At 60.5% G+C, this 13,772-nt stretch carries 11 protein-coding genes; 8 read left to right on the top strand and 3 right to left on the bottom strand.

The window, feature by feature from the left end; genetic code table 11:
• Window positions 1-84 precede the first annotated feature (84 nt).
• The 4 genes from AC1RME_RS05280 to AC1RME_RS05265 all read left to right on the top strand — a co-directional run bounded on the left by AC1RME_RS05280 (window position 85) and on the right by AC1RME_RS05265 (window position 3,704).
• Entirely contained in the window at window positions 85-984 is a 900-nt protein-coding gene (locus AC1RME_RS05280; protein WP_096820299.1) for a LysR family transcriptional regulator, read from the top strand.
• Between the two features lie 99 nt (window positions 985-1,083).
• Complete coding sequence (locus AC1RME_RS05275) at window positions 1,084-2,550, top strand: nucleobase:cation symporter-2 family protein (RefSeq protein ID WP_096820298.1); 1,467 nt, start codon at window positions 1,084-1,086, stop codon at window positions 2,548-2,550.
• Between the two features lie 70 nt (window positions 2,551-2,620).
• Window positions 2,621-3,094: an LEA/WHy family protein gene (locus AC1RME_RS05270; RefSeq protein ID WP_096820297.1), complete on the top strand. Its 474-nt coding sequence runs from the start codon at window positions 2,621-2,623 to the stop codon at window positions 3,092-3,094.
• A gap of 52 nt (window positions 3,095-3,146) precedes the next feature.
• Window positions 3,147-3,704, top strand: a complete 558-nt coding sequence (locus AC1RME_RS05265) for a GNAT family N-acetyltransferase (RefSeq protein WP_096820296.1) — start codon at window positions 3,147-3,149, stop codon at window positions 3,702-3,704.
• Here AC1RME_RS05265 and AC1RME_RS05260 read toward each other — a convergent pair.
• Complete coding sequence (locus AC1RME_RS05260; RefSeq protein ID WP_096820295.1) at window positions 3,694-4,617, bottom strand: carbon-nitrogen hydrolase family protein; 924 nt, start codon at window positions 4,615-4,617, stop codon at window positions 3,694-3,696. The two genes, AC1RME_RS05265 and AC1RME_RS05260, sit on opposite strands and share 11 nt — an antisense overlap.
• Before the next feature lie 84 nt (window positions 4,618-4,701).
• Between AC1RME_RS05260 and AC1RME_RS05255 the strand changes: the two genes are divergently transcribed.
• The gene (locus AC1RME_RS05255; protein ID WP_096820294.1) at window positions 4,702-5,616 is read left to right on the top strand and encodes a LysR family transcriptional regulator; all 915 of its coding nucleotides are present in this window, start codon (window positions 4,702-4,704) and stop codon (window positions 5,614-5,616) included.
• Here the strand turns inward: AC1RME_RS05255 and AC1RME_RS05250 are convergent, their stop codons facing one another.
• Complete coding sequence (locus tag AC1RME_RS05250; RefSeq protein ID WP_007957535.1) at window positions 5,617-5,871, bottom strand: hypothetical protein; 255 nt, start codon at window positions 5,869-5,871, stop codon at window positions 5,617-5,619.
• A 153-nt stretch (window positions 5,872-6,024) separates the two neighbouring features.
• Between AC1RME_RS05250 and AC1RME_RS05245 the strand changes: the two genes are divergently transcribed.
• The gene (locus AC1RME_RS05245) at window positions 6,025-6,342 is read left to right on the top strand and encodes an ElaB/YgaM/YqjD family protein (RefSeq protein ID WP_096820293.1); all 318 of its coding nucleotides are present in this window, start codon (window positions 6,025-6,027) and stop codon (window positions 6,340-6,342) included.
• Window positions 6,343-6,399: 57 nt separating this feature from the next.
• Here the strand turns inward: AC1RME_RS05245 and AC1RME_RS05240 are convergent, their stop codons facing one another.
• Window positions 6,400-7,431 carry an Ldh family oxidoreductase gene (locus tag AC1RME_RS05240; RefSeq protein ID WP_096820292.1) on the bottom strand — a complete coding sequence of 344 codons (1,032 nt, stop codon included), beginning with the start codon at window positions 7,429-7,431 and terminating at the stop codon, window positions 6,400-6,402.
• A gap of 187 nt (window positions 7,432-7,618) precedes the next feature.
• Between AC1RME_RS05240 and AC1RME_RS05235 the strand changes: the two genes are divergently transcribed.
• The gene (locus AC1RME_RS05235; RefSeq protein ID WP_493090653.1) at window positions 7,619-12,433 is read left to right on the top strand and encodes a dermonecrotic toxin domain-containing protein; all 4,815 of its coding nucleotides are present in this window, start codon (window positions 7,619-7,621) and stop codon (window positions 12,431-12,433) included.
• Window positions 12,434-12,733: 300 nt separating this feature from the next.
• A complete protein-coding gene (locus AC1RME_RS05230; RefSeq protein ID WP_096820290.1) occupies window positions 12,734-13,735 on the top strand; it encodes a FecR family protein in 1,002 nt (333 codons plus the stop codon).
• Window positions 13,736-13,772: the final 37 nt, after the last annotated feature.

Raw genomic sequence — 13,772 nt, 5'->3', positions numbered from 1 at the left:
GGAGGAAGTGGTCTCAGGATGCGCCGTCAGATACATTCCAGAAATATCAAGTTTGTTAACCTGACTTTATCCAAGGCTAATGTGATGCTCGGTCAACTCCACGATGTCGATTTGCAGCTGCTGCGCCTGTTTCTCGGGGTGGTCGAGTCCAATGGTTTCAGCGCTGCCCAAGGCGAACTGGGGCTGAGCCAGTCAAGCATCAGCCAGCAAATGGCCAAGCTTGAGACCCGTCTCGGCTATCGGGTGTGCAACCGTGGCAAGGGTGGTTTCAGCCTGACGCCCAAGGGCGAACAACTGCTGATTGCCGCGCGCAGCCTGTTTGATTCGATCGAAACCTTCCGTCATCAATCCAACGGCGTCGCCGGGCGTTTGATCGGCGAAGTGCGCCTGGGCCTGTCGGAAGCGGTCGATCAATCGGTGCTGCAACGGGTGGCTGAGGCGATCCGGCGTTTTCGCGAACGGGACGAGTCCGTGCGCATCGAGCTGATCAGCGCCATGCCCGGTGAAATGGAGCGCCTGCTGCTGCAACAGCGGCTGGACCTGGCCATCGGTTATTTCTCCCAGGTGCAGAGCGCCTTTGATTACCGCGAGCTGTTCAGCGAAACCCAGCATTTGTACTGCGCGCCCGGCCATCCGCTGTTCACCGACGATGCACCCGATGACGCAGCGCTGCTGGCCTGCGACCGGGTCGATCACCCCTATCGGTTCCTGCGCAGTGACGAGCCGTTTCAGGGCAAGCTGTGTTCGGCGCGCTCTGAGCAGGTCGAAGGCACCCTCGCCTTCATTCTGTCCGGCAAACACGTCGGTTATCTGCCGAACCATTACGCGCGCCAATGGCAGGACAAAGGTCTGTTGCGAGCGGTGCGCGAAGGTGAGTTGAGCTTTGAAGTGGCGTTCCATCTGGCCCGCCATCGAGCGCAGGTGCCCGGCGATGCGCAGAAGGCGTTTGAGGAAGATCTACTGTCAGCCTTTGGTCGAACCTGACCTTTTGGGCAGTTTTAATGCGTTGCCCTCGCTCCCCGCTTGCGGCATCCTGCGCACCCATTTTCCGACCCGGCCCCGCATTGCGGCACGCAAACCACCATGACCGTCTCTGAAAAAGCCCCGCGCAACAACGATTTGATCTACGGCCTCAACGACCGTCCGCACTTCACCGCCACGGTGTTTGCCGCGCTGCAACACGTGCTGGCCAGCTTCGTCGGCATCATCACCCCGACCCTGATCATGGGCGGCGCCCTCGGTCTGCAAAGCGAAATCCCGTACCTGATCAGCATGGCGCTGTTCGTTTCCGGCCTTGGCACGTTCGTTCAGGCCAAGCGTTTCGGCCCGGTCGGCTCAGGGCTGCTGTGCCTGCAAGGCACTAGTTTTTCCTTTATCAGCGTGATTCTCAGCGCCGGCTTCATGGTCAAGGCCCGGGGCGGCGGCACCGATGAGATCCTGTCGACGATCTTCGGCGTGTGCTTCTTTGCCGCCTTCATCGAAGTGGTACTGAGCCAGTTCATCGGCAAATTGCGCATGCTGATCACCCCGGTGGTGACCGGCACCATCATCACGCTGATGGGCCTGTCGCTGATCAAGGTGGCGATGACCGACATTGCCGGCGGCTTCGGCGCAGCGGATCTGGGCGCGGCCAGCCATGTGTTCCTGGCGGCGCTGGTGCTCGGCACCATCGTGGTGCTGAACCGGGTCGACGTGCCGTTCCTGCGTCTGGGCGCGATCGTCATCGGCCTGACCCTCGGCTACGTGGTGGCGTGGCTGATGGGCACCGTGGATTTCGCCAATCTGCCGGAAGTGCCAGTGGTGAGCGTGCCGGTGCCGTTCAAGTACGGCTTCAACTTCGACTGGGTGGCGTTTGTGCCGGTGGCGGTGATTTTCCTGGTGTCGCCGCTCGAAGCTGCCGGTGACCTGACCGCCAACTCGATGATTTCCCGGCAGCCAGTCAAAGGCCCGCTGTACATCCGCCGAATCAAGTCCGGCCTGCTGGCCGATGGCCTCAACTCGGCCATGGCGGCGGTGTTCAACAGCATGCCGATGGTGACCTTCGCCCAGAACAACGGGGTGATTCAGCTCACCGGAGTGGCCAGCCGTTACGTCGCGTTCTTCATTGCCGGTTTGCTGGTGTTGCTGGGCCTGTTCCCGATGATTGGCGCGGTGCTGCAACTGATGCCGAAACCGGTGCTCGGCGGCGCAGAGCTGGTGATGTTCGGCACCGTGGCCGTGGCCGGGATCAAGATCCTCGCCGAGGCCGGCCTGCATCGTCGCAACATGCTGATCGTGGCCATTTCCCTCGGTATGGGCCTGGGCATTGCCGCCGTGCCGGAAGTGCTGCGTGAGTTGCCGCAGGCGCTGCGCAATATTTTCGAGTCGCCGATCACCGTTGGCGCGCTGTGTGCGATCGTGCTGAATATCTTCCTGCCGGAAGAATTCATCGAACTGGAAGAAGATGACTTCGACCCGGAAGCCTCTATCCTTCAGGTCATGGAAAACCCGGACGTACCGGCCAAAGCTGAACCCGCATCAAAGGCCGCTGTCGCACAGTTGAACCGTTGATCCTGTCCGCTCGATGAAAAAAGGGCTGATACCGGCAACGGCTCAGCCCTTTTTCAATGAGAGAGCATCAATGCGCCGCATCCAAGCCGTCATCCTGTCCCTGCTTCTGCTCTCCCTCAGCGCCTGTGCGCTGTTTCCCAACCGCGACCCAGTGAACATCAACGTGGTCGGCGTCGAACCGCTGCCGAGCCAGGATCTGGAAGTGCGCTTCGCCATCAAGCTGCGGGTGCAGAACCCCAACGAAACCGCCATCGACTACAACGGCATTGCGCTGGACCTTGACGTCAACGGTCATTCGTTCGCTTCCGGTGTCAGCGATCAAAGCGGTTCCATTCCACGGTTCTCCGAAGCCATCGTCAGCGTCCCGGTGAGCATTTCGGCGTTCTCGGTGCTGCGCCAGACTTTGGGTCTGAGCCAGACCCAAACCCTCGACAATCTGCCTTACGTATTGCGCGGCAAACTGGCGGGCGGTGTGTTTGGCACCATGCGCTTCGTCGATTCCGGCAAGCTCAGTCTGCCCAAGGCCAGTGCCGCAACCTGGTAAAGATGCGGTAGCCTGCACGGCTCACTGACAGAAACAGGGAAGCCGCAGGTTTATGGAAGACACCCCCACGCTGCACACCGAACGGCTGATCTTGCGTCCGCTTGAACTGGCGGACGCCGAGGCCATCCAGCAGCAATTTCCCCACTGGGAAGTGGTGCGTTATCTGAACGCCTTCGTGCCCTGGCCGTATCCGGACGACGGCGCCCTCACCTACCTGCGTGACATTGCGCTGCCGGCGATTGCGGCGGGCAAAGAGTGGCACTGGACGATCCGTCTCAAGTCGGCACCGGCGCAATTGATCGGCAACATCAGCCTGATGATCGGGCCGGACGACAACCGTGGCTTCTGGCTTGCCCCGGCCTGGCAGGGCCAGGGCTTGATGACCGAAGCCAGCGAAGTCGTCACCCGGTACTGGTTCGAAACCCTCGATCAACCGGTGCTGCGCGCGCCGAAAGCCGCACCGAACCTTGGCTCGCGAAAGCTCTCGGAGCGCACCGGCATGCGCTTGGTCCGCTCCGATGAGGACAACTTCGTCGGCGGACGTTTCCCACGGGAAATCTGGGAAATCACCCGTGAAGAATGGCGGCGCCGACAGTCCGTCAAACCGTGAAGCGCACGCCCGGTTTCGCCCGCTCGTCGACGCTCAACTCGAACACATCGGGCCGTGCATAGTGGCCGACCACGTCGTAGTCATAACGGGCCCGCACCAGCTCTTCGGTGTCGATCTCGGCGGTGAGCAATCCGGCTTCGCCGCGCAGAGGCCCGGCGAGCACATCACCCATCGGCCCGACGATCACGCTGCCGCCGGCAATCAGCGGCCGGTCCGCCGGCCAGTTGGCGATCTGAACGCCCAGTTCGTTTGGTGAAGCCTGGACCTGACAGGCGCTGACCACAAAGCAGCGCCCTTCATGGGCGATATGGCGCATGCTGACCTGCCACATCTCGCGTTCATCCACGGTCGGCGCACACCAGACCTCAATGCCCTTGGCGTACATCGCCGTGCGCAGCAGCGGCATCATGTTTTCCCAGCAGATCACTGCGCCGAGTTTACCGACCTGGGTGTCGAGCACCGGCAGCGTCGAACCGTCGCCCTTGCCCCAGATCAACCGCTCGGTGCCGGTGGGCATCAGTTTGCGGTGCTTGGCCACCAGACCGGCCTGTGGGTCGAAGTACAGCGCGGTGCAGTGCAAAGTGCTGCCGGCCCGCTCGATCACGCCGATCACCAGGTTGGCGCCAGTGCGCGCCGACAACCCGGCCAGCGCTTCGGTTTCCGCGCCTGGCACGTCGATGGCGTTGGCGAAGTAACGGGCGTACGCCTCGCGGCCTTCCGGCAAGCGATAACCCAACTGCGTGCCGAAGCCCTCGCCTTTCGGATAACCGCCGAGCAACGCTTCGGGCATCACCACCAGCGCTGCGCCGGACTCGATGATCGCGGCTTCCCAGCTCAGGATCTGTTCCAGGGTGTCAGCCTTGCCGCCGGGCAAGGCGCCGATCTGCAGGGCGGCAACGATTGATTTGGGCATGGTGGTCACTCCGTGAAGTTCAGGTGTTGCTCATTCTCCGGCGCCACGGGATCATGAATAAAGCCCGACTCACTGCTGAATGATATGAACACAATGAATATCGCCACTGTCGATCTCAACCTGCTGAAAGTCTTCGAAGCGCTGCATGAAGAGTCCAGCGCCAGCCGCGCAGCGTTGCGTCTGGGCGTGACGCAATCGGCCGTCAGCGCGGCTTTGCGTCGGTTGCGCGAGGTCTATGGCGATCAATTGTTCGTGCGCACTGGTCGAGGGTTGGCGCCCACGCTCAAGGCGAATCAGTTGAAACCGGTGGTCAGTGATGCGCTGAACAAGTGTCGGCAGAGCCTGGCGATGGTCGACCCGACCGCCGATCATTACGACGGCCGCTCGGTCACCGTGGGGCTGTCGGATGATTTCGAGATTGCTTACGGCCGACGCCTGATCGAAGAGATCGCCCGCCGAGCGCCGAAGCTGCGTCTGATCTTCCGCCAGACCCACAGCCAGATCGTTGCCCGGGCCTTGATGGAGCGCAGCATCGACCTGGCGATCACCGCCGGCGGGTTTGCCGAACGGTTGCTCAGCCGTCAGGTGTTGGGTGAAGGGGGTTACGCGTGTCTGGTGGACCCGACGAGCCTTGCGCCCGGTCAGCAGCAGATCAGTCTGGAAGCGTTTGTCGCCCGGGAGCACATTCTGGTGTCCTCGGGTGGTTTTATCGGAATCACCGATGAAGGGCTGGCCGCGTTGGGGCTGACTCGCCGGGTCTGCGCCTCGACCACGCATTTTGCGGCGTTGCCGCACCTGCTCAAGGGCAGCGCCAGTGTGGCGACCATCCCGACCCATGCGGCACAGGCGATTGCTTCAATGAGCGGGCTGGCACTGCTGCCCTGCCCGCTGGCGCTGCCACGCTATCCGATCGAACTGGGCTGGCGCACCAACACCCAGATCGACCCGGTGGTATTGAAAGTCCGCGAAGCGATTGTCGCCAGTTTCAAGACCGAATGATTACTTGTTGGCCGCCATCAGCCGGTTGACTTCACTGCGCACCATGTTGGCGAACTCCGGCGGCGACATGCCGTCCAGCTCGGCGCGCACGAACTCGGCCCATTTGCCCTTGCGCTTGGAGCGCTCGCCGAACAATCGCGCGGCTTCGCCCTTGGCTTTGCCCAGATTGTTCTGCCAGAGTTCGAACAGTCGGGATTTCTCGTCTTCCAGCGCAGCGCGCTCTGCGAGGGATTTGTCGGCCAGATTGAAACTCATGGGGAATTACCTGCTGCATGAAATGGCGACATCTTACACGCTGGACGGAAATCTCCGGCGCTGGTTTTTCTTCCTGAGAGAAATTCGCTGCAACTTTTCAAGCCGCGCCACACTCCATTGTTCACTGTCCATTCACCTGCAAGGAGTCACCCAATGGCCCGCAAAAGCGCCGTTCAAGCCGCTGAAGACCAAATCAAGGATCAAGCGTTCAGCGAACTCCAGGCTCTGATCGAAGAGTCGGACAAACTGCTCAAAAGCAGTGCCTCACTGGTCGGCGAAGAAGCGGAGACCCTGCGCGGACAAATCGCCCTGAAATTGCAGCAGGCGCTGGATTCTGTGTCCAGCGTGCGTGACCGCACCAAACCGGCGGTGGACGCCACCGAAAACTACATCGGTGGCCACCCGTGGCAGACCGTGGCGATTTCCGCCGGTTTCGGTCTGGTGGTCGGTCTGTTGCTCGGCCGCCGCTGAGCGCAGCGAAAAAAAAGGCGAGCCCTGCGGCTCGCCTTTTTCATGTTTGGTAAAACGTCACTCGCCTGCCAGCTCACGCAACTGCGCCAGGGTCTGCCCATCCAGCACGATGCCTTCGGCCAGTGACCTGGCCCGCTGCAAATGCCGCCGATCACCCGGCAAACGCTTGAGCCCTACCCCATGCATCTGCCTGACCAGTTCCTGGCTGCGTTCGGCGAAGCTCTGCCCGGCGGTCTTGCTCGGGTCGATCACGATCAGTAACTGGCCGGTCCATGGGGTCTTGGCCCCGGGATGGTTCTTCCAGTCGAATTCAAACGAGAAATTGCCACCGGTCAGCGCGGCGGCGAGCAGCTCCACCATCATCGACAGCGCCGAACCCTTGTGTCCGCCAAACGGCAGCAACGCGCCGCCTTCAAGAATCGCCTTCGGATCACAGGTCGGCTGACCGAGGCTGTCCACGCCCATGCCCGCCGGCAGTTTCTCGCCCTTGCGCGCCGCGATCTGCACGTCGCCATGGGCAATGGCGCTGGTGGCCAGGTCAAATACGATCGGCGCACCGTCGGCCCTCGGAGCGGCAAATGCGATCGGGTTGGTGCCGAACAACGGCCGATCGGCGCCGTGCGGCACCACGCAGGTCATGCTGTTGACCACGCTCAACGCCACCAGGCCTTCGTCGGCGAAAGGCTCGACGTCCGGCCATAGTGCGGCGAAGTGATGGGAATTGCGGATCGCCAATATCGCGATCCCGGCGCGGCGGGCCTTCTCCACCAACAGTGAACGCGCCGCCGCCAGCGCAGGTTGGGCAAAACCGTTGCCGGCATCGACACTGACAAACCCTGAGGCCACGTCCTCGACTTTCGGCACGGCCTTGCCGTTGACCCAGCCGCTGTTGAGAGTCGAGACATAACCGGGAATCCGGAATACGCCATGGCTGTGAGCACCGTCCCGCTCGGCATTGGCGCAATTGGCGGCCAGTGTTCTGGCGACTTCGGTCGAGGTGCCGTGACGGATGAAGATCGTTTCCAGCAAGTGAGTCAGCTCGTCCAGGGACACCGTGGACGAAACCGCATGATCGTGTGGCGCAGACATCTGAAGCTCCAGAATAATTATTGGAGGGAACAACAGCGAACGAACAACCCGCGAAGGGATTAATCATGGCTGGCCGGTTGCCTGTCAACCCCGCAATAGTTATCTACCACCTGTGCCGCCGGCACCCGCCCTAACCTCGAGCCTCGACCTACCCGTGCGTATCAACGCGCCTCCGAGAGACTCGACAATGCTCACCCCCATCAAACCGTTGTTGTTCCCCGAAGTTTTCGACTCCCCCGGACTCTGGTCCGAGCTGGGCAAAACCCATGGCCTGTCCGAGCATGATTTCCGATGGCTTGCCCATGCGAAACTGTCTTCCGACAGCCTGCGCAGCCAGCAAACCCCTCCCATGCGCGCCGAGCGCATCCTGCTCAACGTCGGCAGTGAGACGCCCCTGCCGCTGCCGGGCGCCTTTATCCTCAGCGAGACGCCTGACGATAAAAGCCAGATCCTTTACACCGTGTATGACGGCATCAAGAAGTACCATGACCGAGCCACCCTGAAGCAGCAGCTTGAGCGGCGGCTGAACAACCCTGACGACCAGGACAATCTGCTGGCGTTTCTGTCGTTGCCACTGCGCAAACGGTTGCTCGATGCTGAAAAAATCTCACTGACAACCAGCCACATCGAAGGGGATGTTTTCGAAGAACACATCGCGACCCTCAAACAGAGCCACCTGTTGAATGCGCAGGCCAGGCGTGCAGAGCTGGAGAAACTGCCGGCACTCACACACTTTCTGGACAGCATTCTCGACGAGTTGCTCAAGCCCCATTTCGGCACCCTGCAGCAAAGCCGTACACGCGTCAGTTTCTATACGGTGGATGACCACGTCACCGCCGCTGTCGCGGCACCGGCAAAGCATTGGCTTGACTCCATGAGCCTGAGCGACGCGGTCTTGCTGCATTACCGGCATCAGCAATGGCCGACCGCCGCGCTGCGTGACTTCGCCAATCCCGATAGAACAGCTTCCGAAGGCGATCAGGCGCAATGGGAAGACGCCGTCAAAATGGTGTCTGGCAAGCTGCCGGCGCTGCTGTTTCGGCAGCTTGAACAATATTGGAATGCGCCCTCCGCCGACGGTTCTTCGCGCCGTACGTTCTTCGCCGACGTGCTGGAGGATCAGGCGCGTACGGAATGGATGGTCAAGCGCGAAAGCGGCGTTCTTGATGCGCAGCAGTTCAACACATTGCATCAGTTGATACGGCCTGGAACGGACGGCTCCATTCGCCCGCTGACGGAAACCGTGCGCCTCTGGGAGCGCGAAGCCAACTACGTCGAGCTGGCGGGTTCGCTGATGATCAGCGGCACCCAAGCGTTCCTCTACACGCCCGCTCAGGGCCTGCAAGTGCTGACCGATTACAACGATCTGAAACAGACGTTGCAGAGCAAGTTCATGGCCAAGGGGCACGAAGACGAGCTCTACGGTCTGCTCAGCCTGGACGAACGCAATCGTTTTCTGAGCTTCGATCATCCGCAGGTGTCGGGTGACCGGATCAGCGGCGAGCTGTTCAGGGTCCTCTTTGAATTGATCATCACCAAACAGCGGCAAAACATCGAGTATGCCTTGCAGGTGTTTCGCCACAGCGATGGCGCGGTGAATCTGCACGCGCTGTTCGACAAGAGCCTGGACATTCGCTCGATGATTTCCGAGCGGTTGCGCGAGCTGGACAGTGCCGGACGCTGGAGCACGCACCCGGTGCTGTCGGGTGATCAACAGCCATCTTTGGTATTGGCGGACAAGGCGCTTGCGGCCATCAAGACGTTCAGCAGCATTGAGGGGCCGCTCGCAGAAAAACTCAAGACCCAACCCATGGCCACTCAGGACGCTCAGCGGCCGTTTCTCGAAAGCCTGAAATCAAGCCTTGCCCATGCCTGGTTTGTCGGGGTGACCGGCGAAGCCCGGCTGCGGGCGCTGGACGGCAGCCTGCCGGCCTCGGTGCAGGCGATCGTCAACGCCGTGATCAATCCTGACCTGCCCACGCGCGCGTTAAGGCAGGCACTCGAGGGCTTCCGCCCGGACGCCTATGCGCTCACCCTTGAATCCGTCGGTTCGCAGAATCTGCTGCCGCTCGCCCATTGTCTGCTGATGACCGAGCGCGGCGGGCTCGACGTCCAGCACTCCGGGCGCGCGGTCTTGTGGACTCCCGCGCTCGGGCTGGAGGTATTCGACAGCGTCGCCGTTGCCCGGCGCATGCTCGACCAGCGCTTGTTGCATAACGTGCGGCGCTTGTCGTTGCTGGAAAACATCCTGCCTGCGCAATACCAGCCTCATCGGCGCTACACCCTGGGAGCGTTTCAATTCATCGAACACAACGTGCTGCACAACCGCATGCAATCGACCATCGAGCATTTCCTCGGGCGCTGCGAACAGGTGCGCACGCGCGTCAAGGATCCTGCAAGGCGCAACAACGCCCTGACGAAACTGCGGGAGTCGACTGTTCACACCAACCTCAAACTGGCAACCGCCCATGCCCAGGCGATCGCCAGGCAACAGACCTATCCTGCCTGGCTGGGTATGGCGCCGGTCGCGGAACAGAAACTGCACGTCGAACTGATGGAGCAGTGGCGCCAGAGTGTCGTCGACGACAAGGATTACCTGACAGGTATTCCGACACTGGTCAGCCATGTCGAGCAGACCTTGAAATCACTGCTCGACAGTCGTTTCCCCACGAGCCAGCTCAATCCGTATCACATCCAGATAACGCCCAATCTGACACTGGCCGGCCCTCCCCGAAACCTGATCGAGTTTGCCCTCAATCACATCAATATCGCCCAAGGCACCGGTTTCAAGGTCACCTCGAAAACCACCAAGGCCTTGCCGGACGGTCTGGACCAGAGCGCTGTCAGACAATTGCTGCTGTCGCTGGCAATACCGACCACCTACAGCGACAAGATCAGCGATGCACTGTCGACCACAACAGTTGCCGGCCTTGCCCGTCAACAGATGTTCTTCCGTCAGGTGCCCTGGCAATTGCTGCAACATGCCCACGCACTGAAGCTGCAACAACATTTGTCCGAGGCCGCTTTCAGTTACATCCGCCAGGCCCTCGACATGCCCGATGCCATCGCACGCGCCGCCGTCGCCGGTACACATGCCATAGTGAGTCCGCTGTCACTGGTCAAGACGGCCAAGGCCAGCGCAGTCGAAGCGTGCGGACTGTACGTCTTGGCACCGGGCACCGGGCACAAGGGACCGCTGGTGCTCTATGCGCCTTATGCCGAGCAGGCGTTCCACGAGTTCACCGACGAAAAGGGCCTGATCGCTGCCTTCAATATTCCGGGATTCCTGCAAAACCTGCTGCTCCGTCGTTTGCCACCTACGCAGCAAGCGACGTTCCGCAACCTGTTCGCCACCACACTCGGGCAGATCAGCGAAATCTCCCTCGACTACAGCCCGATTGGCGGCAACCTGCTGGAGTGCCTGTTTCGCGACAACCTCGATTTGTTGAAACAGATGCTCGGCTCGCAGAAAGACAGCGATGGGCAATCCGACTGGGAAAATGCCAAAGTCCTGTTCAGTGATGAGATCAAACAGGTCACGGACATGCTGCAAGGCAAACTCGCCTGTGGGCGTTTTCTCTGGCAAGCCTACGACAACCTCAAGGACTCGGCCGAGGCCCTGCAGAATCATCATTGGAAAAAGGCGCTGAAGTCGTTTATCGAGGGTGCGGAGCAAATGGTGCTTGTTGGTCTTCTGCCGGAAATGTCAGCCGAAAGCGCGCTTGCCAGCGACGCCGGCGAACAGGCGGCCCAAACAGGTGTTGAAAAGATTGTTGCCCCCAGCCTGGCCGAGATCGAAACGACGTCACCACAGCGCACGATCCTGCAGCCGTTCGAAGCAACGGACATCGCGCTCAAGGACCTCACCTACAGTGCGACTCAAGGCGTCTACCAAAAGGCATCGAACAACCGTAGCTATGCGGCGGTTGATGGCAAGGTGTACCGGGTCGTCAAAAACGGTTCGGCCTGGCAACTGGCAAAAGATGAAGAGCGCGGCCCGATGCTGTTCAAAAGCGGCTCACGGATGGTGCAGGTCACGCACGGCCAGACCGTTCATTACGGTAAAGCCTTCTCCAAAATGGTTGAGCGCAGCAAATACACGCACATGCGCCGCACGATGCTCAACATCGAAGCGCAGGGTATGGAAGAAATCAGTCGACGCAACCCTGAAAAGGCACGGACGCTGGGGCGTGCGGTGGCGCTTGCCCGGGACTATGCATTCAACTGCCTGCATAACCTGGCGATTCTGGACATCAACACTGTTCCCGGTGGACGGGTCAACCGGTTTCTCATGGAGTTCTTTGATGTTCCGCGAGTGACACCCCATATTCTGAAGAAGATCTCAACGGCGATCGTACCGCTGTGCAACGCACTGGTGGACCCGAATGATGATTTGCTCAACACCAACCGTTTCATCGTCGGCTCGACCAAATGGTTCCACGATGTGATCGCTTTTGTGCTCGACGGCGATCAACAGAGAAAAGTGCATTTCACCCAGCACTTTTTCGACCAGGGCCTGGAGGAATATGCCCCCGTCGTTGCGCAGGGTTTTGATATTGATGGCCACGCACAGGCCGAGACCTTGCTTCACGAACTGGCCCATCAAATCTGCAACGCCTGGGACATTGCAACGTTACGGGGACGAGAACCCTTCAGCGACGTCATATCACCCGTCTCCCCCACAGGCTCGAGGCTCCTGCAAGACCTGCAGGACGAACGAAGAATGGGGCTGTCGCTGGCCACCCCACGGGCGCAATTGTTTGCGGAGTGGGACCCGGCACGGGCGACCTGGATCGACTTCGACAGAATCTCGGAAAAAGGCACGACCAGTGCGGAAATCCTCAGGCTGACCAACAGCGCCACCATGAACGAAGCGCGCAATGCCTTCCTCGATCAACAATCATCGGATGCGCGAGTCGATGTCATCTTGCACAATGCCGACTCGATCGCCCTGCTGATCTGCGAAGTCGGCAGGCAGCTGGATCCTGCTCCGGCACCGTGATCTTTAAAAAATGCGCAGCCTCCACACCTGCGCATTCCGCGTCCCGACTACCGTGGCGAGCTCAGTCCTGCCGGACACGCAATACATCACGCCGGTACTTGGAAGACTGGCTGTAGCGACGAAAGCGGCCAAGGTGCATTTGATCATTTTTTCACTCGATTTATGGATAGTGCTCATCGAGCGTCCTGGTTTAAGGGCGTGTGAGTGAAAAATAAGCTCCACTTTGATGGGCAATTGCCATGACGGATGTTCTCGGCACCTTGCCCGCAAGGTTAGAATGCTGGAAATCAGGACGAGTCAATGACCCAGAACACCCTCTCCGAAGCCGAATACGATGCGATCACCGATGCCGCTGCGCACTGGTGCATGCGCCTGCACGCCGTCGACTGCACCGCCGAGGAACGGCTGGCGTTCGAGCAATGGCGCGATGCGCATCCGCTGCACGCGTTCGAATACGAGGCCATGCTGGAAATCTGGGATGTTGCCGAACACCTGCCGCGCCCGGAGCCTGCGGTGGTCGTACCGATCCGCCCACCGGCCCGGACCTGGCGGCAGTATGCGGTAGCCGCGTCCGTTTGCGCGCTGGCGTTGCCACTGGCAGCCTGGACCGGATGGAACCTTGGCCTGCTGCCCAACAGTTATCAGCATTTCGCGGCCACCGACAATGTCCGCCACGTCACCTTGGGCGATGGCAGTCAGGTCGAGCTGAACCTCAATACCGATCTGACCTTCAGCAACTACAAGGACGAGCGCCGTGTCACCCTGAAAAAGGGTGAAGCCTTTTTCGAAGTCAGCCATGACCTGAGCCATCCGTTTATCGTCAGGGCCGGCGAAGGCAAGATTCGCGTCACCGGCACCCGCTTCAATGTCTGGATGTATGAAGACCAGGTGAAAGTGAACCTGGTTGAAGGTTCGGTGCTGGTCACCAGCAACACTCAGTTATCCGGCGATGGCCTGCGCCTCGGCCCTTCGATGCAGGCTCGCTACAAACACGGCGATTACATGCCACAAATCAGCCAGACCTACGCCAACGATACTTCGCTGGCCTGGCGCAGCGGCAAGTTGATTCTCGACAACCTGGCGCTGAACGAAGCCCTGCCGCTGATCAACCGTTACCTGGACAAACCGCTGATGCTGGCCGACAGCGCCACGGGGTCGATCCGGGTCGGTGGTATCTACAACATCAAGGAGCTCAACAGCTTCGCCGGTTCGATGCCCAAAGTCCTGCCGGTGTTCATCACCCGCAACAGGGACGGCAATCCAGTGATCAACCCGATGCCGCAACAACCCCCAAAAAGCTGAAGGCCGCCCCTTTTCGGGGGCGGCCTTCAATGGTTAT

The organism is Pseudomonas sp. GW822-FHT03F08 (assembly GCF_058801265.1).
This window is presented reverse-complemented; position numbering and strand designations above follow the sequence as displayed.